Origin of the sequence: Fodinicola acaciae, from assembly GCF_010993745.1 — a bacterium.
GTDB classification, from domain to species: domain Bacteria; phylum Actinomycetota; class Actinomycetes; order Mycobacteriales; family HKI-0501; genus Fodinicola; species Fodinicola acaciae.
Window position 1 is genome coordinate 1,592,680 of record NZ_WOTN01000003.1, and the last position, 23,603, is coordinate 1,616,282.

Annotated in this window: 21 protein-coding genes and 1 pseudogene; 8 read left to right on the forward strand and 14 right to left on the reverse strand. The window is 67.0% G+C overall.

Annotated features, from left to right (window positions below; genetic code table 11):
- Nucleotides 1-48 precede the first annotated feature (48 nt).
- Entirely contained in the window at nucleotides 49-1,323 is a 1,275-nt protein-coding gene (locus tag GNX95_RS33720; RefSeq protein ID WP_163511687.1) for an MFS transporter, read from the forward strand.
- Here GNX95_RS33720 and GNX95_RS33725 read toward each other — a convergent pair.
- The gene (locus tag GNX95_RS33725) at nucleotides 1,310-3,811 is read right to left on the reverse strand and encodes a DEAD/DEAH box helicase (RefSeq protein ID WP_163511688.1); all 2,502 of its coding nucleotides are present in this window, start codon (nucleotides 3,809-3,811) and stop codon (nucleotides 1,310-1,312) included. The genes GNX95_RS33720 and GNX95_RS33725 overlap by 14 nt on opposite strands.
- A gap of 400 nt (nucleotides 3,812-4,211) precedes the next feature.
- Here GNX95_RS33725 and GNX95_RS43580 point away from each other — a divergent pair, with 400 nt between their 5' ends.
- Nucleotides 4,212-4,838, forward strand: a complete 627-nt coding sequence (locus tag GNX95_RS43580) for a cyclase (RefSeq protein WP_163511689.1) — start codon at nucleotides 4,212-4,214, stop codon at nucleotides 4,836-4,838.
- Between the two features lie 120 nt (nucleotides 4,839-4,958).
- Here GNX95_RS43580 and GNX95_RS33735 read toward each other — a convergent pair whose 3' ends face one another.
- The 6 genes from GNX95_RS33735 to GNX95_RS33760 all read right to left on the reverse strand — a co-directional run bounded on the left by GNX95_RS33735 (nucleotide 4,959) and on the right by GNX95_RS33760 (nucleotide 12,175).
- Nucleotides 4,959-6,725: an IucA/IucC family protein gene (locus tag GNX95_RS33735; RefSeq protein ID WP_163511690.1), complete on the reverse strand. Its 1,767-nt coding sequence runs from the start codon at nucleotides 6,723-6,725 to the stop codon at nucleotides 4,959-4,961.
- The gene (locus tag GNX95_RS33740; protein ID WP_222854114.1) at nucleotides 6,703-8,034 is read right to left on the reverse strand and encodes a lysine N(6)-hydroxylase/L-ornithine N(5)-oxygenase family protein; all 1,332 of its coding nucleotides are present in this window, start codon (nucleotides 8,032-8,034) and stop codon (nucleotides 6,703-6,705) included. Before GNX95_RS33740 ends, GNX95_RS33735 begins: the two co-directional genes overlap by 23 nt.
- Before the next feature lie 5 nt (nucleotides 8,035-8,039).
- Complete coding sequence (locus GNX95_RS33745; protein WP_163511692.1) at nucleotides 8,040-8,537, reverse strand: GNAT family N-acetyltransferase; 498 nt, start codon at nucleotides 8,535-8,537, stop codon at nucleotides 8,040-8,042.
- Complete coding sequence (locus GNX95_RS33750) at nucleotides 8,534-10,222, reverse strand: IucA/IucC family protein (RefSeq protein ID WP_163511693.1); 1,689 nt, start codon at nucleotides 10,220-10,222, stop codon at nucleotides 8,534-8,536. The genes GNX95_RS33745 and GNX95_RS33750 overlap by 4 nt, the downstream gene beginning before the upstream one ends.
- Entirely contained in the window at nucleotides 10,219-11,622 is a 1,404-nt protein-coding gene (locus tag GNX95_RS33755; RefSeq protein WP_222854115.1) for a pyridoxal phosphate-dependent decarboxylase family protein, read from the reverse strand. The genes GNX95_RS33750 and GNX95_RS33755 overlap by 4 nt, the downstream gene beginning before the upstream one ends.
- 100 nt (nucleotides 11,623-11,722) lie before the next feature.
- Nucleotides 11,723-12,175, reverse strand: coding sequence for a MarR family transcriptional regulator (locus GNX95_RS33760; protein WP_163511695.1), 453 nt, complete (start codon nucleotides 12,173-12,175; stop codon nucleotides 11,723-11,725).
- 71 nt (nucleotides 12,176-12,246) lie between these two features.
- Between GNX95_RS33760 and GNX95_RS33765 the strand changes: the two genes are divergently transcribed.
- Entirely contained in the window at nucleotides 12,247-13,101 is an 855-nt protein-coding gene (locus tag GNX95_RS33765; RefSeq protein ID WP_163511696.1) for a sialidase family protein, read from the forward strand.
- A 34-nt stretch (nucleotides 13,102-13,135) separates the two neighbouring features.
- On the opposite strand, the gene GNX95_RS33770 is transcribed toward GNX95_RS33765, so the two are convergent.
- Both GNX95_RS33770 and denD read right to left on the reverse strand, forming a co-directional pair.
- The gene (locus tag GNX95_RS33770) at nucleotides 13,136-13,777 is read right to left on the reverse strand and encodes a MerR family transcriptional regulator (RefSeq protein WP_163511697.1); all 642 of its coding nucleotides are present in this window, start codon (nucleotides 13,775-13,777) and stop codon (nucleotides 13,136-13,138) included.
- Nucleotides 13,778-13,808: 31 nt separating this feature from the next.
- Nucleotides 13,809-14,786, reverse strand: a complete 978-nt coding sequence (gene denD, locus GNX95_RS33775; RefSeq protein WP_163511698.1) for a D-erythronate dehydrogenase — start codon at nucleotides 14,784-14,786, stop codon at nucleotides 13,809-13,811.
- Nucleotides 14,787-14,824: 38 nt separating this feature from the next.
- Here denD and GNX95_RS33780 point away from each other — a divergent pair, with 38 nt between their 5' ends.
- A complete protein-coding gene (locus GNX95_RS33780) occupies nucleotides 14,825-15,550 on the forward strand; it encodes a carbon-nitrogen hydrolase family protein (RefSeq protein ID WP_163511699.1) in 726 nt (241 codons plus the stop codon).
- Between the two features lie 3 nt (nucleotides 15,551-15,553).
- Here GNX95_RS33780 and GNX95_RS33785 read toward each other — a convergent pair whose 3' ends face one another.
- From GNX95_RS33785 to GNX95_RS33795, 3 genes are all read right to left on the reverse strand, one after another.
- Entirely contained in the window at nucleotides 15,554-16,249 is a 696-nt protein-coding gene (locus GNX95_RS33785; RefSeq protein WP_163511700.1) for a L,D-transpeptidase family protein, read from the reverse strand.
- Nucleotides 16,250-16,304: 55 nt separating this feature from the next.
- Nucleotides 16,305-17,837 (reverse strand): beta-N-acetylhexosaminidase, encoded by a 1,533-nt coding sequence (locus GNX95_RS33790; RefSeq protein ID WP_163511701.1) that lies wholly within the window; start codon nucleotides 17,835-17,837, stop codon nucleotides 16,305-16,307.
- Between the two features lie 71 nt (nucleotides 17,838-17,908).
- Nucleotides 17,909-18,703 carry a maleylpyruvate isomerase family mycothiol-dependent enzyme gene (locus tag GNX95_RS33795; RefSeq protein WP_163511702.1) on the reverse strand — a complete coding sequence of 265 codons (795 nt, stop codon included), beginning with the start codon at nucleotides 18,701-18,703 and terminating at the stop codon, nucleotides 17,909-17,911.
- Nucleotides 18,704-19,329: 626 nt separating this feature from the next.
- On the opposite strand from GNX95_RS33795, the gene GNX95_RS33800 reads away from it, so the two are divergent.
- On the forward strand, nucleotides 19,330-19,725 hold the full coding sequence (locus GNX95_RS33800; RefSeq protein WP_163511703.1) for an HNH endonuclease signature motif containing protein: 396 nt from the start codon (nucleotides 19,330-19,332) through the stop codon (nucleotides 19,723-19,725).
- Between the two features lie 161 nt (nucleotides 19,726-19,886).
- Here GNX95_RS33800 and GNX95_RS33805 read toward each other — a convergent pair whose 3' ends face one another.
- Nucleotides 19,887-20,300 carry a cysteine hydrolase family protein gene (locus GNX95_RS33805; protein WP_163511704.1) on the reverse strand — a complete coding sequence of 138 codons (414 nt, stop codon included), beginning with the start codon at nucleotides 20,298-20,300 and terminating at the stop codon, nucleotides 19,887-19,889.
- Nucleotides 20,301-20,308: 8 nt separating this feature from the next.
- Nucleotides 20,309-20,443: pseudogene (locus tag GNX95_RS33810) on the reverse strand (SDR family oxidoreductase); the annotation flags it as partial.
- A gap of 83 nt (nucleotides 20,444-20,526) precedes the next feature.
- Between GNX95_RS33810 and GNX95_RS33815 the strand changes: the two are divergent.
- From GNX95_RS33815 to GNX95_RS33825, 3 genes are all read left to right on the forward strand, one after another.
- Nucleotides 20,527-21,063 carry a DinB family protein gene (locus GNX95_RS33815; RefSeq protein WP_222854190.1) on the forward strand — a complete coding sequence of 179 codons (537 nt, stop codon included), beginning with the start codon at nucleotides 20,527-20,529 and terminating at the stop codon, nucleotides 21,061-21,063.
- A gap of 65 nt (nucleotides 21,064-21,128) precedes the next feature.
- The gene (locus GNX95_RS33820) at nucleotides 21,129-22,733 is read left to right on the forward strand and encodes an N-6 DNA methylase (protein WP_163511706.1); all 1,605 of its coding nucleotides are present in this window, start codon (nucleotides 21,129-21,131) and stop codon (nucleotides 22,731-22,733) included.
- On the forward strand, nucleotides 22,726-23,601 hold the full coding sequence (locus tag GNX95_RS33825; protein ID WP_187369734.1) for a hypothetical protein: 876 nt from the start codon (nucleotides 22,726-22,728) through the stop codon (nucleotides 23,599-23,601). Before GNX95_RS33820 ends, GNX95_RS33825 begins: the two co-directional genes overlap by 8 nt.
- Nucleotides 23,602-23,603: the final 2 nt, after the last annotated feature.

A 23,603-nucleotide genomic window follows, 5' to 3' on the forward strand; every position in this document is an offset into this window, starting at 1 on the left:
CGTGTGTAGTTTAGCAACTGCACACCGTGTGAAGTTGTTGGAGGATCGATGAACCGATGGTGGCTCGTGGTGGCCGCCGGTCTCGGCGTGCTCGTGGCGCAGCTGGACGCCACCGCCGTCAACGTCGCGCTGCCGGTGATCGAGCGCGAGACGCGGACCGGGCCGGGCTTGTCGACCTGGGTCGTGCTCGGATACGTGTTGCCGCTGGTCGCGTTGTCGTTGCCGGTCGGACGCTGGCTCGACCGCGTCGGCCAGAAACCGGCGCTCGTCCTTTCCGTCACCGGCTTCGCGGCGGCCAGTGCCGGTGTCGGCCTGGCGCCGGCCATCGGCTGGCTGATCGCCGCTCGCGTCGTCCAAGGCGCGTTCGGCGCCGCGCTTTTCGCTTTGTTGCCGGTGATAACCGCGACGGCCGTACGGCAGGACTTTCGCGGCCGCGCGATGAGCCTGGTGATGACGCTCGGTCCGCTCGGCGCCGTGCTCGGACCGCCGCTGGGCGGCCTGCTCGTCGACACGATCGGCTGGCCGTGGATCTTCTACCTCAACCTGCCGGTCAGTGCCCTGATCGTGGCGATTGCCCCGATCCAGCTGCCATCCGGCCGGCTGGTGGCACCGGATCGCGGCTGGCTGGCCGAAATCGGGGTGCTGACCGGCGCCACGACAGCGTTGCTGCTCGTACCCGTCCTGCCGTGGACCGGCCTGCTGGCGATCCCGTTCTTGTTGTCATGGCGACGAATGCCGGCGAGCGCTCCGGTACGCGAGCTGTTCCGTACGCCCGGCGTCGCCAGCGCTCACGCCGCGCTTCTGCTGGAAATCGCGGCGATCGTCATCGTGCAGTTCATCGCGCCGTTTTTCCTGCAGGGCGCCGGCATTTCGGCCGGCGCGAGCGGACTCGCGGTCTTCGCTTTCCCGGCGGCCGTCCTGGTCGTCGGACCGGTGGCTGGCGTCTTCGCCGACCGTCTCGGTGCGCGTACGGTGCTGGTTTTCGCCGCGGCTATCCTGACTTTCGGCTTGGTCCTGACGGTTTTCGCGGCTCCGTCGGCGGTCGACATCGCCTGGCGGCTGGTCATCGCCGGTGTCGGCGCCGGCCTGTTCGGTGGACCGGTGATGACCTTGGCGATGGACGCCGCGCCGGCTCGACTGCTCGGTCTCACCGGCGCGTCGACCAGCACGTTCCGGCAGATCGGCCTGGCGCTCGGGCCGTCGGTGGCCAGCGCCGCCTGGTCGTCGACCGGATATTCGGTGGCCGGCATCCGGATCGCCTTCGGCTGCGCGGTTTTCCTCGCCGCGCTCAGCCTGGTCGCCTTGTCGGTCAGAGCTGGTTGACGTTGGTGACGCGTACGACCGCCGTGCCGGCCTCGTCCGAGGCGGCCAGGTCCACCTCGGCGCTGATCCCCCAGTCGTGGTCGCCGGCCGGGTCGTCGAAGATCTGCCTGACGTTCCACCGATCCGGCTTCTGCTCGATCAACAACAATGCCGGTCCGCGCGCGTCGGCGCCGGTGCCGATCTCGTCGTGTTCGTCGAAGTACGGCCGCAAAGCCTTCTGCCACGCCTCGGCATCCCAGCCGTTCTCGCCATCCAGCTCGCCCAGATCGAAGAATCGGCGTCGTGCGGCCAACTCGACGCGGCGGAAGAGCTCGTTGCGCACCAGCACACGGAAAGCACGGGCGTTGGAGGTGACCGCCGGCGGTTGGTCGCCCGGTGTCGCGGGCGCCGCCTCCTCCTCCGGATTGCGCAGCCTTTCCCACTCGTCGAGCAGGCTGGAGTCGGTCTGGCGTACCAGCTCGCCGAGCCATTCGACGAGGTCGATCAGCTCCTCGGTCTTCGCCTCGTCCGGCACGGTCTGCTTCAACGCCTTGTACGCGTCGGCCAGATAACGCAGCACCAGGCCTTCCGACCTGGCCAGCTGATAGAAGGAAATGTATTCCTGGAACGTCATCGCGCGCTCGTACATGTCGCGCGCGACGGTCTTCGGCGACAGCTCGTGGTCGGCGACCCACGGATGTCCACGGCGATAAGTCGCGTAGGCCATCTCGAGCAGATCGGTCAGCGGCTTGGGATAGGTGACATCCTCCAGCAGCTGCATCCGCTCCTCGTACTCGATGCCTTCGGCCTTCATCGCCTCGACGGCCTCGCCGCGCGCCTTGTTGCGCTGCGCCGACAGCACCTGCCGCGGATCGTCCAAAGTGGACTCGACGATCGAGAGCATGTCCAGCGCGTACGTCTCGGACTCACGGTCGAGCAGATCGAAAGCCGCCAGCGCGAACGGCGAGAGTGGCTGGTTGAGCGCGAAGTCAAACTGCAAGTCGACGGTCAGCCGTACGATCCGGCCCTGCTCGTCGGGCGTTTCGAGCCGTTCCACCACACCGGCGGCAAGAAGCGCGCGATAGATCGCGATCGCGCGGCGGATGAGTTTCCGTTGCGACGCGCGGTCTTCGTGGTTGTCGGTCAGCAGGTGCCGCATCGCCTCGAACGCGTTGCCGGGCCTGGCGATCACGTTGAGCAGCATCGCGTGGCTGACCGCGAAACTCGACGTCAACGGCTCCGGATCGGCGGCGACCAGCCGCTCGTACGTCGCCGTGCCCCACGAAACGAACCCCTCCGGCGGCCTTTTCCGCACCACCTTGCGGCGTTTCTTCGGGTCGTCGCCGGCTTTGGCCAGCGCGCGCTCGTTTTCGATGACGTGGTCCGGCGCCTCGACGACGACGTATCCCATCGTGTCGAAGCCGGCGCGACCGGCCCGGCCGGCGATCTGGTGAAACTCACGCGCTTTCAGATGACGCGTCTTGGTGCCGTCGTATTTGCTCAGCGCGGTGAAAACCACCGTACGGATCGGCACGTTGATGCCGACGCCGAGCGTATCGGTGCCGCAGATGACCTTCAGCAGGCCGGCCTGGGCGAGCTGTTCGACCAGCCGGCGATATTTCGGCAGCATGCCGGCGTGGTGCACGCCGATGCCGTGGCGTACCAACCGGGACAATGTCCTGCCAAAGCCGGAGCTGAACCGGAAGTTGCCGATCAGCTCGGCGATCGCGTCCTTTTCCGCGCGGGTGCAGACATTGATGCTCATCAGCGCCTGCGCGCGCTCGATCGCCGACGCCTGGGTGAAATGCACGATGTAGACCGGCGCCTGTCTGGCCTGCAGCAGATCGGTCAACGTTTCGTGCAGTGGCGTGAGGACGTACGAATAGACCAGCGGCACCGGACGCTCCCCGGAGCTCACCGTCGAGGTCAGCCGGCCGGTACGCCTGGTGAGGTCCTTCTCGAAGGACGTCACGTCACCAAGCGTCGCCGACATCAGCAGAAACTGTGCCTCCGGCAGCTCCAGGATCGGCACCTGCCAGGCCCAGCCGCGCTCCGGGTCGGCGTAGAAATGAAACTCGTCCATGATGACCATGCCGATGTCGGTCGCCGCACCGTCGCGCAACGCGATGTTGGCGAGCACTTCGGCCGTACCACAGAGAATCGGCGCCTCGGCGTTGACGCTCGAGTCGCCGGTCATCATGCCGACGTTTTCCGCGCCGAAAATCTCGCAGAGATCGAAGAACTTCTCCGACACCAGCGCCTTGATCGGCGCCGAGTAGAAACTCCTCCGGCCCTCGGCCAGCGCGGCGAAATGCGCGCCGGCGGCGACCAGGCTCTTGCCGGAACCGGTCGGCGTCGCCAGGATCACGTTGGATCCGGAGACCACCTCGATCAGCGCTTCCTGCTGTGCCGGATAGAGGCTGATGCCACGCTCCTCGACCCAACCGGCGAACGCCTCGTACAGCGCGTCCGGGTCGGGCGTGGCGGGCAGCCGCTCGGTGAGTGTCATCAGATCTGCCAGTCTAGGGTCTGTTTCGAAGTCCCACGTGGATGAGAGTCGAGATCCAAACGTCGTCTGGCGGTGCGGCGGGACCGCCCGGCGTGGCAGCGCCACGTGGGCGGTTTCGCCGTGCCGTCAGGCGGCCCGAGACAGATGTGACAGCGGCTCGGCTAGCGCCGCGTGGGACTTCGAAACAGACCCTAGATGGCCACGTACGGACGGCGGCCGCCGGAACAAACGCTTCGCACGTTCTTCACCGCGGGCGCGCTGACCTGCGATTTGTCTGCGATGTGTGAATAGTCTGTGAAGAACGTACCGTTGAGTAACAAGTTTTGTTGGGGTAAGACCGACATGCCATGCCCCCGCTGAGTGCTGCGTCACCCCGCAGCCAGGCCCTGGAGGTAACCCCATGAAACTGGCCACCAGCCGCCTCACCGCCATCGCCGCACTGGCAGTCGCGCCCATCCTCGCGATCAGCGGCGCCGCGGTCGCCGCCACCACCATCACGTTCCAGTGTCGCGCGTCCGCCGCCGGCCAGACGGCCGATTTCAGCCTCAACCAGGACGTGACGCCGAGCGCGCCAGCCACCGTCGCGGCCGGCGGCTCACTCGCCGTCGTCGTCGACCCGGCACCGAACACGGTGCCCGCCGAAGCCGGCGGCTACACCGTACGAAACGTGCAAAGCCTGGTGCTGAAAATGCCGGTGCCGGCCAACTCCACGTACGTGTCGGCCACCCTCGCCGGCGGATCCGGCCTCAACTCGACACCGACGATCGCCCTCGAAGGCAGCGACGTCGTGCTGAAAGTGCCTGGCCCGGTCAACGGTGGCGCGAATTTCGAGCTGCCGACCGTCACCCTCAACCTCACCGCCGGCGGTTCCGGTGCCATCGACTCCAAACTCGGCGGCACCAGCTACGACGACCCCGGCCTGACCTTCACCGCCAACGTCGACGGCCCGCTCGGCATCCCGATCAGCGCGCCGGCCAAGTGCTACCCCAACCCCAACCCCACGCTGACCAGCACCACGATCGGCTAGTAGTACTTTGTTAGGTCTAATCGGCATGTCGAGGCGACCTAACAGAGTACTACTAGTGCGAGGTCTGTCGAACTCGACGTTGCGGACATGTTGCGGCGTCCACAACGTCGAGCTCGCCAGTCAAGGCGCGACAGCCAGCGGGTTCGGGACCGTGCCGTGCACGGCGGCGTGCGGGCGCTCTGGACGGTCACGATAGCCGTCCAGCAGCAGCCGGTTGCGGTTGAGGCAGAGCCGCTCGATCCGCTCGGTCAGCAGGTCGAACATGGCGAAGCGCTCCGCGAGCTGCGGAAACTTCGCTTGGTAGGCAAGGATTTCGGCGCGTACGACGGACCAGAACTCGTCCTGTGGCAGGTCGACCCGCTCGGCCAGGTAACGGAAATGCCCGACGAAGAGTCCAGAATGGATGAACTGGCACAGAAACTCCGGCGGCTCGCGGAGCAGGATCGTGTCGACCGGCTCCGGCATGCCGGCCAGCTCCGGCAGCGGGGCGGCGCTCACGTTGACGTCGTCGACGAAATCCTTCACCGCGAGCCGCGTAGGCACGTCGTTTTCGTCGAAGACGACGATCGCGTTTTCGCCGTGCGGCGAGAAGACCACGCCGTACTGGTAGAGGAAATGCAGCAACGGCGGCAACATCGCGTGCGCCAACCGCTCCAGCCACTCGCGCGTCGGCAGGCCAGAACGCCGGACCAGCTCGCCGACCAGCGGACGTCCGTCCGGATCCACATAAAGCAGAGCCGCGAGCGTACGTGCGTGCTCGTCGTCGTCGAGCTGCGCCGCGAGTGGCTGCCGCCAGATCGCGCCAAGCAGCTCCAGATATTGGTACGGCACACCGGAAACGCTCTCCAGCAGGTCGTGCCGTACGGTCACCGACGCGACCTCGCCGAGCAGCACCGGTCGGCTTTCGTCGCGGAGAAAGGGATCCCGGTCGCGGATGCCCAGCACCCACTCGGTCACCGCCGGCGCGGCGACCGTACGCTCCGTCGGAAGTCCACGCCACACCAACGTGTTCAGCACCGAGAGCGGCAGCTTCACGTGGTGCCGCCGCGGTGACGTGACGTTGCTGAAGGTGCGGATCGACTGCTGTGCGCGGAAATCGTCCGATCCGTCGCCGAGCGCGACGATCCGGCCGGCCGCCACGTCCGCGGCGAACAACGGCAGGATCGTGTCGTCCCACTGCCACGGGTGGACCGGCAGCCAGAGATAGTCGGCGGGGTCGAGACCACGGGTGGTGAGCACCTCGGTGAAGCGAGACCTGGTGCCGGCGTCGAGTTCGGTTTCGTAGAGCCGGTTTTCGGCCAGGTCGCCGGTGAAGCGATACGTCGCGATGTCGCGGTGCACGGCGATCCAGGGCAACCGGATCAGCTGACGTGCCTCCGGCGGATACGTCGCCGCGTCGGTCGCGGAAAAGCCGAGCCGTCCCTTGTTCGGCACGATCCACGGATGGCCGGTCTGATAGCCCTCCAGCTCCGCGTACGGAAGATCGGCGACCTTTTCCACCGGCAGAGCCGCACCGGCGATCCTGGTGTCGGCCGACAACGTCGCGGACAGCTCGCGGATGAGATGACCGGTCGTGTCGCCGGACAGGCCGATCGCCGGTCCCGCATCGAAAACGAAGCGCAACGCGTCGTCAGCCGGGGCCTCGATGCCGTTGTCGACGCGTACGATCGTGTCCGGATCGACCTGCCACGAGCCATACGCACCGCGTTTCGCGGTGAAAACGTACGAGACGGTCGTCGAAAGCTCGACGGCGTAACGGTTGTCGGCTGTCTCGACCGGCGACAGCAGCTCCTCGTAGCTGAACTCGCCGAGCGCTTTCGCGAGCATCCGGCGCGATGCGGCGGCCCACCGGTCGGCGGTCAGCTCATCTGGCACGTACAGCGACACGGGGCTCCTCCGATTCCGGATCCGGTGCCGGAGCACCGAAAGTGGTGAACGACGTGCGCGCTGGAAGCCGGTAGGTCGTCCGGCCGGTGACCGCGTTGAGGATGACCGCGGCACGGTGTGCGCCGAGGCCGAGGTCCGGCGCGCCGACGCCGTGCGTGTGCAGCTCGGCGTTTTGCACGTACAGTCCGGCCGCCGACTCGTCCACAAAGGACACCCGGTAGTCGGCGTCGATCTGGTAGCGGCCGCGGTCGTCCCAGGCGATCTCACCGAAGATCGGCGCCAGCAGCTCAGGCTGCCGCGCCGCATAACCGGTCGCGGCGACAATCGCGTCCGTACGCACCGAAAACTCGCTGTCCTGCGTCTCGTGCCGGCAGCTGAGCTCCAGGCCGTTGGCGTCCTCCGCCGCGGCGATCACCGACACCTCCGGCAGCAGGACAGCCGCCGGCCATTGTCCGCCGACGCTTTGTTCATAGAGGACATCGAAGATCTCGGCGATGGTCTGCTCGCTGATCGCCTTGTAAAGCTGCCATTGCGCCGGCACGGTCGCGTCGCGTACGTCCGGAGGCAGCCGGCGGAAAAACTCCGTGTAGGCCGGGGTGAAATGCTCCAGTCCCAGCTTCGAATACTCCATCGGCGCGAATGGTGTCTGCGTGATCCAGCGGACCCGGCGTCCATGCTCCTGTGCTTCGCGCAGCAGGTCGAGGAAAATCTCCGCGCCGGACTGGCCGGCGCCAACCACCGTCACGTCAGCGAGCTGGCCGATCGCCGCGCGCCGGCCGAGATAGCCGGACGAGTGGACGACGCGATCGGAGTCCAGCTTGGTCAGCGGCTCCGGCAACACCGGCTCAGTGCCGACACCGAGGACGAGGTTGCGAGCCAGGACCGTGTGCTCCGCACCCGACTTCTCGTATGTCACCTCGAAAAGATCGCCGGTGCGCCGCACCGCGACCACGCGCGCGCCGAACTCGCAGCTGTCCAGCTCCGTGCTGACCCAGCGGCAGTAGTGGTCGTACTCGCGCCGCGGCACATGGAATCTTTCGCTGAAGTAAAACGGAAAGAGCCGGTCGTGCTGGCGCAGGTAGTTGAGGAAGGACCATCGGCTGGTCGGGTCGGCCAGCGTCACCAGGTCGGCCAGAAACGGCACCTGCAGCGTGGTGCCGGCCAGCAGCATCCCCGGATGCCAGGAAAACTCCGGCTTGGCGTCCAGGAAAAGGCATCGCAGGTCTGGCACCGGGTCGGCCAGCGCGGCCAACGCGAGGTTGAACGGTCCGATCCCCACACCGACGATGTCGTACGGTTCGCTTGCCACCACGCTCACCTCACCCGGACCATCAGCGCGGCCCGCTTTTCCGGAAGCTCGATGTCGGTGGTCCGGCGGAATCCGGCCCGCTCGAACGCGCGGATCGACCGGACGTTGCGGACGTCCGGCTCCGCCACGACCCTGGTCATCCGCGGTTCGTCCGCCAGCATCTGGTCCGCGACCTGGCGCAGCAGCTGCGCACCGAGGCCACGGCCGCGAAACTCCGCCGGTCCCAGCAGCAAATGCAGGCCGCCGTCGTACGCGATGGCCGGATAATACCCCGCCAACCGGTCCTGATCCGCGCGGTAGATCTCCCAATAGCTCATCGGCACGCCGTCGATTTCCCCGATGTAGGAGGAAGTGTGCGGCAACGCGGCCGGACCGGTGAGATGCTCGACGGTCCGCTCGCGCGGGCCGGCCAGTTCCCAGAACTGGTCGACGTCCGGATCGTTCATCCACGCGACGATGAGGTCCGTGTCGGCTTCGGTGACCGGCCGAAGAGCGAAGGTCATGATGCCAACGGATTCGGGATCGTGACATACACGGACTGCGTCGCCACCGGACCGACCAGCTCGTCCATGCCGTGCGCGCGGGTGAGCAGGTTTGCCTTGCACCGCAGGGACGGCGCCTCCAGGAAGGTGTCAATCATCGTCGGCACGCGTACGCCCTCGTCTTCCATCTCGCCGCGCAGAGCCGAGAACCGGCGGCGTAGGACATCGAGGAGCACGTCCTCTTCCACCAAGCCGGCCGCGCCAAAGCCGCCGATCAGGCCGAAGACGTTGTTGATCCCCAGGTAATAGCCCAGCCGCTCGTCCGCGACCTCGTCCGGCACGATGGTGTCGGACTCCTGACCTGCGCCGGACACCAGCTTTTCCAGCTGGCCTATCCGTGAGGCGCTGAAGTAATAGCCCTGGTTGTCGCGATATCTGCCGGCTATCGGCCAGCCGGCCGCGTCGAGACCGACCAACGTGTTCTGGTGATGAGCTTCCAGCGCGATGCCATAGGTCGCCGCCAGCCACAGCACCGGCTCCACAACCGAGGTGAGGTAACGACCAAACCACTCCTGCGCGGCGTCCGGCACGGATTGCCCGGTCTTTTCGGCAAGGCCGGCCACCAGCTGGCCCAGCCGGCTGCTGCCAAGGCCTGGTCGCGCCGCCACCAAACCAGCCACACAACGGAAATCGTCATTGATGCCGAAGGAATTGGTGCGCAGCACGACATCCAGGCCGGGCACGTCGGTGGCCAACCACGCCGGGTCGCGTACGATGTCGAACCACGGCCGCGTGGCGGCGAACCAGGCGGCGATGCCGGCATCCAGCAGCCGCGTCACCTCGACGCCGCGCACCAGCTCCTTGCGCAGGTTTTCCCGGCGGGAGTTGGTGATCCGCAGGCCGAGCGACAGCTTGAGCATCACCGGCGCGTCCGGCCGATAGACCGTGCGCAGCGAGGACGTCGGAAACCACGGCCGGCCCGCCGGGCCGAGGTCGACCAGCAGGCCGTCCCTGATCGCCTCCGCGGCCGCCGGACGAGTCAACAGATCGGCCGCCTGCCACGGATGCGCCGGGATCGCCACCATGCCGGCCGGCGCCGCCACATCGTCCAAAGTGGACACGATGTCGATGGCCGTACGCGACAACGCCGAGTCGGAGCTCACGATCGCCGGTGCCGCCGCAAACCAGTGCAGCGGAAAGGACCCCCGCAGCTCCGGGGCGTACGCCCGTGCCTCCGGCTCGCGCAGGCCGTCGCGACTTTTCGGCGTCGGATGCAACGGGTGTCCGAGGATCAATGCCTGCTCGCCGGCCAGAAACGGGGTCGTGCCCGGCGGATCGTCCGGCTCGGATCGGCGGTATGCAACGAACTCCGCGCTACGCCGGGCCGAGTCGAGCACCCGCGAGACGAGATCCGCGGACGACTGGCCGCCGGCCGCCTCTCGCGCGATCAGCGCTGCCGCGGTCGGCAGGTCGACCGGACCATGGCCAGCGATCGACACCTCGTCAAAGCGGTGCCAGCCGGTCGCCGACCACCGCCGGATCCTCGCCTCCAACGCGATGCCGGAGGACGCCAGCGGAAGGCGCAACACCTCCCCTTCCGGCCGAGCGACCGCGGTTTCTCTTATCCAGCAACGCACGAGGCTTTCCAGTGCGGCAAACTCCGCCACCTCGGTCACATCGTCGGCATCCAGCCGGTCGGGGGTCATCGCCTCGCCTCCAAGGTGCCAGCTTCGGCCACCGCCGCCAAAACCCTGTCGATGTCGGCCGGTTTCGCGTACGGATTCAGCAAAGTCAGCTTCAACCAGGTCTCGCCGTCGCGCTCGGTCCTGCCGACCACGGCCGTGCCATCGACGATCAGGCGCCGGCGCAACCGCGCGTTGGCCTCCGACGAACCGCGATAGCGAAAGGCGACCGTCGTCAGGACCGGCGGCGCCAGCAGTTCCAATTTCGGATGATCGGCGATTGCCGCGGCGGCGTACTCGGTCAACGCGTGACACGCGTCGACAAGCTCGCCAAGCACCGCGATGCCCAGCGCGCGGAAGGTGACCGCGATCCGGAACGCGTCGGCGCGCCGGGTCGTACGCAGCGAAAGCCCCAGCAGGCTGGGAAAACCGGCTTCCTCGTCGTCGGCCGGATTCAGGTAGGCCGCCGACATCGCCAGCGGTGCGAACGCATCGCGGTCGCGCGCCAGGAAAATCCCGGCCGGCGCCGGCTGCCAGCCGATCTTGTGCAGGTCCAGGCCGATCGAGTCGGCGGCCTGGATGCCGTCGAGCAATGCCCTGAGCTTGCGCGAAAACAGCGCTCCACCACCGTACGCGGCGTCCACGTGGACCCACGCTCGGTGTTTCGCGGCGATCGCGGTGATGTCGGCGAGCGGATCGATCGTCCCCAGATCGGTCGTGCCCGCGGTGGCGACGACAACCGGCCGTCCGCCGTAGGATTCCAGTGCGTCCCGCAATGCCCGCGGATCCATCCGCGACTCGGCGTCGACCGGCACCGTCGTGACGCTGTCCGCGCCAAGTCCCAGGATCATGGCATTGCGCGCGATCGTGAAATGTGCGTACGGCGAACAGAAAATCCGCATCGGGTCGGCGCCGGCATCGCGCGCGAGCAGCAATCCCATCAGGTTTGACTCGGTGCCGCCACCGGTGAGCACACCGGCGGAATCCGTGGAATAGCCGGCGAGAGCGGCCAGTGCCGCGACGACCTCCTGCTCGATCACCGTCGCGGCCGGCGCCTGGTCCCACGAATCCATCGACTGGTTCAGCGCGGCGACGGCGACATCGGCCGCCACCGCGACGGCGAGCGGCGGGCAGTGCAAATGCGCCGCACAGGCCGGATCCACCGGATCCGACGCGCCGGCCGCGAGCAGCCGGGTCAGCTCGGAAAGCGCGTTTTCGGCGCCAACGCCGACATCCGGCGCGGCCGTACGACCGAGCGCGGCCCGGACCGCCGCCGCGACCGCCGGCGGTCCCCCGGCCGGCACCGGACCGCCGCGCTCTCGCGCGCCTTCGACCAGCGCGTCGGCCACCCGCGCCAGCAGCGGCGCGAGCGCACCCGGCACGCCGGCGAGCGGCGCGTCGAGCGCGCCTGCTGCTTCGGTCACCACCCCAGCACTCCCCGCAAGGTTAGGTTTGCCTAATTCCACCGCCGAGAGTATCCGACCCACCGCGCCACGCAAACAAGGGTGGCCGGCCCCACAGTCCTCAGCCGCGGCGTACGGCGTCGATTTCGGTGAGCAGGATGTCGTTGACCTTGGCGGAGTAATCCAGGATCAGCTCACGCTCGGCGGTGTCGTACCCGGACATCAGCGCCTTCATCCGCCGGAAAATCCCGCCGAACAGGCCGACGACCTCGGCGAGGCGCTCCGGATCGGCGACCACCATCACCTGGCGGCGATCAGTCTCGCTGCGCTCGCGGCGCGCGAAACCGGCCTTTTCCAGTCGGTCGACGACAGTCGTGATCGCGCTTGGCGTGAGGTGCAGCTCGTCGGCTAGCTGGCGTGCCGTCCGCGGACCGGCGCCGAGAATGTTCAGGCAGCGCACGTCGGTGGGCGTGATGCCGAGCCGGTTGGCCACCGCCTCATGGAAAACCAGGCTGTTGGTGCCGGTGCGCTGCTGCTCCAGCAACAGCCGGGTCGCCTCGGACTGCCTTGACACGATGCTTCACCCATCTGATACTTAGATCATCCAACTATCGGATCGTCTCATCAGGAGTATACGGACGGACCATGACCAAGACCCTACTTTTCGACGGCCACGCCGATGTGACCGTCGCGCGCCGCGACGGCCGCTGGTGGATGGCGCTGCCAGCGATGCGTGAAGAACCGCGGTCAATTGTCATACGAGAAGCGCATCTGCCGCCTGGCGCGGCCATTGATGACGACGACTGGACCATCAGCGGCGAAGAGCTGGCCGCGCCGGCGGATGGTTGGGACGCGACCGGATATCACTGTCCATCCTATGTCCACGAGCGCATCTATTACGCCAGCAGCTCCGGCTGGACCGACATCACCGGACCCTACCGGATCGGCTTCCTGGAAATGCACGACGGCGGTTGGCAGCGCCTTCCGGAGCCGGTTTTCCAGGCGGAGCGGCCGTTCGAGCGCGGCACCGTCCTGGAACCCAATCTGTTGCGCGCGGACGACCGCTGGCGGATGTGGTATGCCACCGGACTGTCCACATCGGACCGTCAGGTCATCGCGTACGCGGAAAGTGCCGACGGCGTCAACTGGCAGGATCGCCAGGTCGTGCTCGACAACGGCGAGTTCGACGCGGCAGTGGTGGAAACAGACGACGGCTTCACCATGGTCTCTGCTCGCCACACAATCGCCGGGCCACCACCGGACGGCGGACTTTATCTGTCGCACAGCGAAGACGGCCGCAAATGGAGCGAGCCGGAGTGCGTCCTGCGTACGCTGGACGGCACGCCGTGGCATTCCGCCGGAGTGTGGAAACCGTCCGTCGTCTACGACCAGGGCCGGTTGGTGATCTTCTTCAACGGCGCCGCACCACCGGATCCTGGCTCGCATTTCCCCAAACTCGCGGTCGGCCGGCTGACACTCGACCACCCGATGCGGCCGTAAGGCGGACGGGCGCAGACACCGAGCTGGCCGCGTATCAGCCGGCGACGACTTTCTTGCCGAAATAGCGCGAAGACTCGTTTTGCTGCGCCATCCGCCGAAGTGCCGACAAAAGCGCGTCGCCGAGCACCGTGCCGACGACCATGCCTTCGATGACCGACTCGGTCCCGCTGCGCCGGTGGATCAACGACCTGACGTCCACCGCGGCGATGTCCTCGGCGATTTTCGAGTAGTCGTCGAGCAACGCCAGCACACCGTCGGCATCGACCTGCCGCAATGTCATCAACACTTCCGAAAGCGCGCGCCAGGACGGGTCCACCGGCCGCGCATCCCAACCACGACGCGAAACCAGCTCGGCGACCCGCTCATCGGCCCAGCCACGATGCTCGTCGTTGACCGCACGAGGCGGCGTGATCGTACGCTGCACCACGCCGAGCACGTCATGCACGGGCTTGTCCGGTGTCTCCATCGCCACCAGGACCTCACGCACCAGGCCGATCGACAATCCACCGATATCGAGCAAAGCACGAATCAGCCGCAGCCGCCGCAGGTGAGTGTCGTCGTACTGCGCCTGATTCGGACTCGTCAGCTCACCAGAGGGCAGCAAACCCTCGCGCAGGTAGTACTTGATGGTGGGGACCGGCACCCCCGACTGCCGGCTCAGTTCCGCGATGCGCATAGAATAGATAGTATCACTATCGATAAGTTGCTCACCAGCCGGCGCGTACGTCCTCCACGTGCGCCGCGACGATGTCGGCGACCGAGGCGTCCGCGGTGAAGCCGAGCTCGGTGGCACGCCTGGTGTCAAAAGCCTGCGGCCAACCGGCGACGATCTTGGCGATGAACGGATCCGGCTGGTAGGTGACGAGGCCGGCGACCTCGTCACCGCCGATCTCGCGAACCGCGGCGACCAACTCGGCGACCGTCGCGTCCAGCGACGGCAGCGTCACCGACCGGTCCCAACCCCAGGCGTCAGACGGCAATTCATGTGCGTGTATGAGGTTTTTCACGCAACGGCCAGGAGAAAGGATCGGGGAGCGTACAGATTCGTCGACCGGACAAGCATAAGCGCGGCCGGCCAGCGGCTCGCGCACCACCGCGGACACGAAACTGCTCGCCGCCGCGTTCGCCGCGCCGGGCCGGATCGCGATCGTCGGCAGCCGCAGCGACCGGCCGTCGATCCAGCCGCGCCTGGTGTATTCCGCGACGAAGAACTCGCCGATCGCCTTTTGCATGCCATAGGAGGTCTGCGGCGTCAGCCGCTGGCCGTCGGTCAGCCGGTCCGGCAGCTCACCGCCGTAAACCGCCAGCGAGGAGGTGAAAACCAGCCGTGGCGCGCTGCCGAGTCCGCGTAGGATTTCCAGCAGATGCCGCATTCCGTCGAGGTTGACGCGCTGGCCGAGGTCGAAATCCTGCTCGGCTGCGCCACTGACCACTCCGGCCAGGTGAAAGACCGAGGTGACCGACGGGTCGACGATCGACCGTACGAAAGCCGGATCGGACACGTCGCCGACGCGATAAGTCAGCCGCTCGTCCGACATTTTTTGGGTTGGCTCCACGACATCCGCGGCCACCACCGACCCCACCGGCAGACCGCCGAGCGTCTGCGCGGCCAGCACGCGCGCGGTCAGCCGGCGGCCCAGCATGCCGCTCGCTCCGGTGATCAGGACGCTCGCCGCAGAAGTCATGTTGTCATCAGAACGGACCGCATTGATAGCGTCAAGTTGTGCCACTCATCCGACTCTCACTCGTCCAGCAACACTGTCAGAAGGCGCGCTTCGCGGACAACCTTGCCAGCACGGCGAAGTTCGCCGCCGGCACCGACGCCGACATCGTCTGTTTTCCGGAGATGAGCCTGACCGGTTATCTGGATCCGGCCGTCCACGCCGATTCCGTGCTCGACCTGGACAGCGCGCAGGTGCGACAGTTCTGTGCGTTGTCGGCCGGCCGTACGCTCATCGCCGGCATCGTCGAGCACAATTCCGCCGGTAAGCCGTTCATCACCCAGATCGTTGCCACCGATGGAAAACTTGCTGGCGTCTATCGCAAGATCAATGTCGCGCCGGACGAGGAGGACGCGTTTGCCGCCGGCTCCGAAAGGCCGGTGTTCGAAGCGGCTGGCGTACGCTTCGGCATCGCGGTCTGCTATGACGTCGGTCACGGCGATCTTTTCGACGCGTACGGGCAGGCCGGCGCCGAGCTGGTGCTGCTGGCCGCCGCTCCGGGCTTGACGGCGAGCAGGAAGGCCGCGACTGGAGCTCCGGTTTCCAGTGGTGGCGCGGTGAATGCCGGCAACACCTCGCGGATTCCGCCAAGCGGAACGGAATCTGGGTCGGCGTGGCGACCCAGTCCGGGCGTACCGTCGACGAGGACTTCCCCGGCGGCGGTTACCTGTTCGCGCCGGACGGCTCGGTCGTCGCGGAAACCGCCGACCACACCGAGCAGGTTTTGACCGTCAGCCTCGAAACAGGTCGGCGCTGATCCCCATCACCATCCGGTCACCGGGACGCAGCGTCCGCATGATCGCGGTGAGGTCCAGCAGCGGGACGGCGATGCAGCCGGCGGTCGGTTTGTCGCTGCTGACGTGGAAGAAGATCGCCGATCCGTCGCCGGGGACCACCGGCCGCCGGTTGTAGTCGATGACCACGGCCTGCTGGTAAGGCCCGGACAGCATGATCGCCGACAGGTCCTCGTCGTCAGGGCCGCAGGTGCCGGAGAAATAGCGGTTGTAGCGCGGATCGGTCACCGTCGATCCCCAGCAGTCGCCGGTGGAGTGCAGCTGTCGATAACGCAACCGCGTGCCCGGGTCGCCTTCACCGAATGCCTCGGTCAGCGTGAACGAGCCGCTGGGCGTACGGCCGTCTCCTTCGCGTTTCTCCCCGGGCGGCGCGAAACCGGCGCGACCGGCCCAGCCGTCGACCTGGCGCACCGACTGCCACTTGCGGCCATGCCGCACGCATTCGGTGACCGTCACCGTCGTCACTCCGTAATCGGGAGCCACCGCGAACACCACGTGTTTCGCGCCACCGACCGGAAAACGCACGGTGTGGTCGGTGAGTGCACGGCAGGCGTCATCGCTCGCGTAGGCAGGCGTGCCAAAAGTGCTCATCGCGACCAACAGTCCCACGACCGCCGCCAACGTCCTGCGCATGCCGGCTCCTCCCCTCGCCTGGAAGGCGACAGAATGCCGGAAACACCGGAAAACGTCAACGGCTCTTCCGGTAGTTGACCCCCATCGCGTCCAGCCGGGTCAGCTGGTCGCCGAGCCGATCCTCGAATCCCGCCGCGTCCGATCCCCAGGCGACTTCGGCGAACGCGCAGACCCGTGGAAACGCCATGTATTCCACGTGTTCGGGCACCGGCATGTATTCGGTCCACAGCTGGCATTGTGTGCCGAGCACCCGCTCCGGATGGTCGGCGATCGCGGCCGGTACCGGCTCGTACGCGCGCACCGACTCCAGCGTCGTGTGACCGCCAATGGCCACCGGCTCGCCGTCCGGATCTGCCTGGTAGTAGTCGAAATAGACGCGCTGCGAGGGCGCCATCACCACGTCGTGACCCAAACCGGCCGCGGTGATGCCACCTTCCTCGCTCCGCCACGACATCACCACCGCGCCGTCGGCCAGACCGCCTTCCAGGATCTCGTCCCAGCCGATCATCCGGCGACCGTTCTCGGCCAGGAAATCGGTGACCTGGCGGACAAACCAGGACTGCAGCTCGTCCTCGTCGGCCAGCCCGCGCTCAGCGATGAGCTGCTGCGCCCTGGCCGATCGCTTCCACTCGGTCTTCGGACATTCGTCGCCGCCGATGTGCACGTATTCGCTGTCGAAGATGTCCAGCACCTCGGTCAGCACGTCGGTGCAGAACTGCACGGTCCGCAGCTCGGGGTTGAGCACCTCGTCGTGAATCCCCCAGCCGGTCGCGACTTCCACCGGATGGGAGGGAAAGTTGCCGAGCTCCGGATAGGCCGCGATGGCGGCTCGCATGTGCCCGGGCATGTCGATCTCCGGCACCAGCGTGATGCCGCGTTCCTTGGCGAAGCGTACGAGGTCGCGCAGGTCGTCCTGTGAATAGAAACCGCCGTGCGGTTTGCCGTCGAAGCTCTGGTCGCGGTAATGGCCGGACATGGATTCCTTGCGCCACGCGCCGATGTCGGTCAGTCGCGGATAACGGCGGCACTCGAACCGCCAGCCCTGGTCGTCGGTCAGGTGCAGGTGGACGACGTTGAGCTTGTGCATCGCGGCGAGATCGATGAACCGATAGAGGAAAGGCAGTGGTTGGAACCAACGCGCCACGTCGAGCATCGCGCCGCGCCAGGCAAATCGTGGCACGTCGACGATGTCCACACACGGCATCTCCCACTTGACGCCGTTGCCCGGTGCGGCCGCGAAAATCTCCGCCGGCGCCAGCTGGCGCATCGTTTGCACGGCCCAGCGCAGACCGGCCGCCGACGCCGCGACCGCCGTCACCCGGTCGGGCTCGACGGTCAGCTGGTAGCCCTCGGCCTTCAGGTCCGTGCGGTCGGTGTCCAGCCGCAGGCTGACCACATTGGACGCCGGCTCGCCGGCCGGCTCGAGCGGCACTCCGATCGGCGCACCGACCAGCGTCCGGAACAGGTCAGCCACCGCCGCGTCGTCGGCATACAGCCGCGTGTCCGGACTGATCGGAAAAGTGCCGTCCGATCGGGTCATCCGTACCGGTGCGGGCACGATCGCGGGCGGCTGGACCGGTGAGACCATCGAGCGGACTCCTTGGCTGAATCAATAAGGACCGCGCTGATCGTACGTATCGGCGCGGGAAAGCGCACGACCTAGATGATGATCGACACCATCGTCAGCATGGTCTCAGCGACCGCGCGGTCGCCTTCGGTGACGACCTGGGCGGTCGCGCGATCGATGTTTCGGGTGCAGAGGCGCCAGAAAGTGTCCGGATCCGTACGCACAGTCGCCGCTGGTTTGGCTGCCATGCCTGGTCGCAGTGTCCAACCGTCGGCGCCGCGCGCGCACGACCAGGTGCCCACGCCGAAAACCTCGTACTCGACCTCGTCGGCCGTTGAGTCGCGCAACGTGAAAGGCAAGGCACGCATGAAAATGTCGACGACAGGTGCCGGATCGTCCAGCGGCGGCATGCCGACGGCTGCGCGGATCTGCTGTTGGTGGACCCAGTATTCGGTGTAGTCGCGCGCCATGTCCAGCCACATCGGAGCTGGGTCCGGTCCGGCCCACGACACGGGAATGCTGGTCGCGTCCGGGTCTGCGGTTCGCCAGAATTCGACTATTTGTTTTGAGGCGTCAGTGAGGAGATCCAGCAGGACCGTCGGTGAAAGGCGGCGGGTGGCGACGACCCATTCCTGGTTGATGCGGTGGATGAAGTCAGGGAATGGCTCGTTTTTGAGTGGTCCGCTGGTGCGGTAGCTGTCGCGGGCGCCGGAAAGGCGGCCGAGGTGGTCACCGAGGATGTGTGCGGTCAGGTCGTGGACCGTCCAGCCGGTGCAGATCGTTGGGGCCTTCCACTGGGTCGCGTCCAGGTCGTGGAGTGCGGTGAGGAGGCGGGTTTGTTCGGCTGGGAAAAGGGGGCTTACGTTGATTGGTGGGCCTAGGTTCATTGGGGGACTTTAGCTTGAGAAGGGCGCGATCGGCATGGGGGTTTGAGGTGTGAACCGTGTGTTGCGGTTTTGTGGTTGTGCGGCGAGGGGGGCGGCGCGTGTTGCGGCGGGAGGTGGTTGGGGGCGGGGGCTGCGGCGGGAAAAGGTTGGGACGCTGGCTGTTGCCGTGAGGAGGTGATTGGAGGCGGGTGCTGCGGTGAGGAGGTGGTTGTGGGGCCGGGTGTTGTGTGGAAAAGGGTTTGGGCGTCGCATTGTGCGTTGGGTGGGTGTTAGGGCGTCGATTGTGCGGTGTGTAGGTGGTGGGTTTTAGGGATGAAGACCTTTTGCCTCAGGGGAGGGTGGGAAGGGCCGTCGAGGATGGGCTTGGGTGCGGGGTGGCTTTGTTTGTTCTCCCCCTCGACGCCCTGAAGGGAACCACATTTCCGACACAGGCGGCGGAGCTTGCGTACATGGCTGGGTTGAGTGGGCCGCCGCCTGTATCGGAAATGTGGTTTGCGGAGCACACCGAGGGGAAGAACAAACAAAGCCACCACAATGAAAAAAAAAGCGAAAACAACCCGTCATTTCCCTGTGTTTGTAGGGAAGTTGCGGCTCATTACGTGCGAACTCTCCGGTATAATGGTGGCATGGGCGGTAGCATGGGGGTTATCGGGGATCCGCTGTTCGCGTTGAACTTTGTCGACGCGGCGCCGGATGCGGAGACGGTTCGACTGCTGCAGAAGCTGGATCCTGGTGCCGCGGACCGGTACGAATGCCTCGCCGTGATGGAAGTGACCAACCGGTTGATCGCGGCGATGCAGGGAATGCAGCTCGCCGCGATGGGGCGGTTCATCACCCAGTACGATCCATTGGCGCGGCGGTACGCCGCCGCCGAAGTCGCCTGCATCTTCCCCAACCACAACCGGCCAGCCAGAACCCGCGAACTCGACCACACCATCCCACCCCCAAACGACCCAACCTCAGCGGACAACCTCAAACCCCTATGCAAGTTCCACCACAAATGCAAAACCCACCACGGCTAGGACCTCACACACATCACACCAGGCACGTACGCCTGGACCTCACCACTCCGCCGCACGTACGTCGTCAACCCGGTAATCGAGTCCTAGTGTACGGCGGCCGCGCCCAGGCGGTTGGCGGCGAGTGCGGCCATCAACTGCCGCGCGGACAACACAAAACCTCATTAGCCGGCGATCCAGTGCAAGGCTTGGCGGTGCTCGTCCGGGCCGAAGTCGGCGACGGCGTCCGCGACTACGAAAGCCTGGATGTCACGCATAAACGCCTCGCACGCCGTGGTCCGGCCAGGGCCCCAGAAATCCGTGAGCAGCGTACGATCCGGCGCGGCCTGCGCGCCAGGTTGCGCGGTGTAGACGATGGGAATGCCGATGGCGACACCGTCGGTCCGCAGCATCGCGATGTTGCCGAGCAACTGCGTGGTCGGCGAGTCGCGTCGCGGAAACGACGCCATGAAATAGTTTTGCATGTCGTGGATCAGCAAAACGGTACGCGCCGGATCCGGCCGCCAATCCACCCGGTTGCGCGGCTCCTCGCCCGGCATCGCATACGGCGAGATCGCCGGCAGTTTCTTCGCGGACATGGTCTCTCCTAACAGCGCGGTGTGGCACCGCCGTCGACGTGGAGGTCCTGCATGGTGATGTGCCGAGCGCGGTTGGACACAAGGAAAACCACCGCGTCGGCGATGTCGGACGGATCTGCGATCCGGCCGAGCGGAGCTCGTACGCCCGGCAAACCTGGAAAAGCTCGCCGGGCTCATTTCAGGGCCGTAGTTGTCCGCTATTGCCCCTACGGTGACGGCCATGAGCATCAACTGGAGCGAACAACTGGCGGACCAGCTCGACTGGCACTGGCGGAACCAGCTGCGGGAGCGGCTGGAGGGCCTGACCGACGAGGAGTATCTGTGGCAGCCGGTGGAGGGTGCGTGGACCGTCCGGCCGCGCACGTCCGACGACGAGCCGGGCACCGGCGACTTCACCATCGACTGGATGTGGCCGCCCCCTGAGCCGGCGCCGGTGACCACGATCGCCTGGCGGCTCGCCCACATCCTGGTCGGCGTGTTCGGCATGCGCAACGCCAGCCATTTCGGCGGCCCGCCGACGCACTTCAGCACCTATGACTATCCCGGCCAGGCCGGCGTCGCGCTCGCGCGGCTGGACGACGCGTACAAACTGTGGATCGAGAGCGTACGCGCACTCGACGACGACGCGCTGGCGCGGCCGTGCGGTCCGGCCGAACCGTACCCGGACCTGCCGATGGCCGCGCTGGTGCTGCACATCCACCGTGAGGCCATCCATCACGGCGCCGAGATCGCTCTGCTGCGCGACCTCTACCTCCGTCGCTGAATTGTCGGACCCTCGTGCGAGAGTGTCTGCCGGGACCGGTCGGCACGCTGAGCGAGGATGTGGGGATGACGGCGGCGGAGCGCAAGGCGAGGGGGGCCTTCTTCACCCCGCCGGAGCTCTGCCGCTATGTCGTCGACTGGGCCGTACGCGCGCCGGCCGACGCGGTGCTGGAGCCGTCCTGCGGTGAGGCGGCGTTTCTGCTGGCCGCGGCCGAGAAGGTGGACGGTCGCGGCGAGCTGCACGGCGTCGAGCTGCACGCGGCGAGTGCGGCCGGTGCGCGGTCGCGGCTGGCGCGCGCCGGCGCGCGCGCCAGGGTCAGGGTGGCCGACTTCTTCACCGTGCCGCCGGCGCCGCGCTATGACGCGGTGATCGGCAATCCGCCGTATGTGCGCTATCAGGATTTCGCCGGCCAGGCGCGGCTGCGGTCGCAGGAGGCGGCGCTGCGCGCCGGCGTGTCGCTGAGCGGCCTCGCCTCGTCGTGGGCCGCCTTTACGGTGCATTCCGCGCTTTTCCTGAAGCCAGGCGGCCGGCTCGGGCTGGTGTTGCCGGCCGAGCTGCTGAGCGTCAACTACGCGGCCGGTGTTCGCAAGTTCCTGATGACGCGGTTTCGCAACGTACGGCTGGTGCTGTTCACCGAGCGGGTTTTCCCCGGCGTGTTGGAAGAAGTCGTGCTGCTGCTGGCCGACGGCTTCGACCAGGGGCCGACCGACCACTGCGAGCTCTTCCAGGCGACCAACCTGGCCGACCTGCCGCGCGCGGTCGGCCGGCGCTGGACACCGCCGACGCCGGAGCACAAGTGGACCGCGTCGCTGCTGTCCGCCGGCGCGCTGGCCGCGGTCGACGCGATCAGCGACTTCACCGAGCTGGAGACCTGGGGCGACACCACGCTCGGCATGGTGACCGGCAACAACCGCTATTTCGCGCTGTCCGAACGCGCGGTCACCGACAACGGCCTGGATCCGGGGGAGCTGCTGCGACTGTCGCCGCCGGGCTCGCGGCACCTACGCGGCCTGGCCTTCACCGAGGCGATGTGGCGGGAGCTGGCCGCCGCCGACCGCGCGGTGCACCTGTTTCGGCCGGAGCAGCCGTCGGAGGCGGCGCGGCTCTACATCAAGGCCGGCGAGCAGGTCGGCATCGACACCGCGTACAAGTGTCGCGTGCGCAAGCCGTGGTGGCGCGTGCCGCTGGTGCCGCCGGCGCACATCCTGCTGACATACATGAACGCCGACACGCCGCGACTATGTGCCAACCGCGCGCGCGTACATCATCTGAACTCGGTGCACGGCGTCTATCTGCGGCCCGGCCACGTGAAAATCGGCCTCGACCTGCTGCCGCTGGCCGCGCTCAACAGCATGACGCTGCTCGGCGCGGAGGTGGTCGGCCGCGCGTACGGCGGTGGGATGCTGAAACTGGAGCCGAAAGAGGCCGACAAGCTGCCGGTGCCGTCGCGCGAGCTGCTGCGCGAGGCGCGCGCCGACCTGCTGGCCCTGCAACCGGCGGTGACCGCGGCGGTGCAGAATGGCGCGGTGACCGATGCCGCCGCTCTCGTCGACGAGGTGCTGCTCGTACGCCATCTTGGCCTGCGCCGCAAGGACATCGCCGCGCTGCGCGAGGCACATGCCGACCTGCACGGCCGGCGGCTGGCGCGTGGCCGGGGTCCGGATGCCTGACGTCTTCGACACGTTCGAGCCAGCGATCCGCGCGCGGCCGCAGGTCAATCCGTGGGACGCCGACTCCGGCGCGTACGTCGCCGACTATGACCTGCTGGCGACTCTGCTCGGCATCCCGGTCGGCGACGGCAGCGGCTCGGAGTCGGGCCGGCTGGCCAAGGCGATCGACGCGTGGACGGCGTACGAGCTGCGGCGTGCCGGATTCCCGCCCGACGAGGTGTGGCCACGGCTGACCCGCCCCCGCGTACTTCCGCGCGAGCTCGGCATCTTCATCGACCGGCTGCCGCGGCCGCTGCAGATGGCGGCCAGGGATCAGTTGCTGCGCAACAAAACCGTCGCTCCATCCGACGCGCGCGTGCTCGGCCGCGCGTACGTGAAACAGGTCGACGTGCTGATCTCGCAGTGGTCGCGCGGCCCGGAGCTGCTGGTCTCGACCAAGTCGATGGTCTCGTCCTTCCGTAACAACCTGCCCAACCGCTTCGAGGAATCGTACGGTGACGCCAAAAACCTGCGCGGCCGCTATCCGATGGCCGCGATGGGTTTTCTTTTCGTGCTGCGCTCGACGGTGTTGGACGAGCCGGGCACTTTCGAGAAGGCGCTGGACATGTTGCGCAAGCTGCGCGTCGAGTCGGATGTCTACGACGCGACCTCGATCGTGCTGGCGGAGTGGGACGACGACGATTTTTCTGGTGTGTCCATCCGTACGGACGCGGTGCCGGCCGACCTGAGCGCCGACCGGTTCATCGCCACGCTGATCGAGGCGGTGCTGGACCGTACGCCGATCGAGATGCACGTCGAGGTCCGCGGCCGCCGCGAACACCGGCAGCTGCCTCTGGAAGAGGACTCTGACTTTTTCCTGCTGGAGTAGGA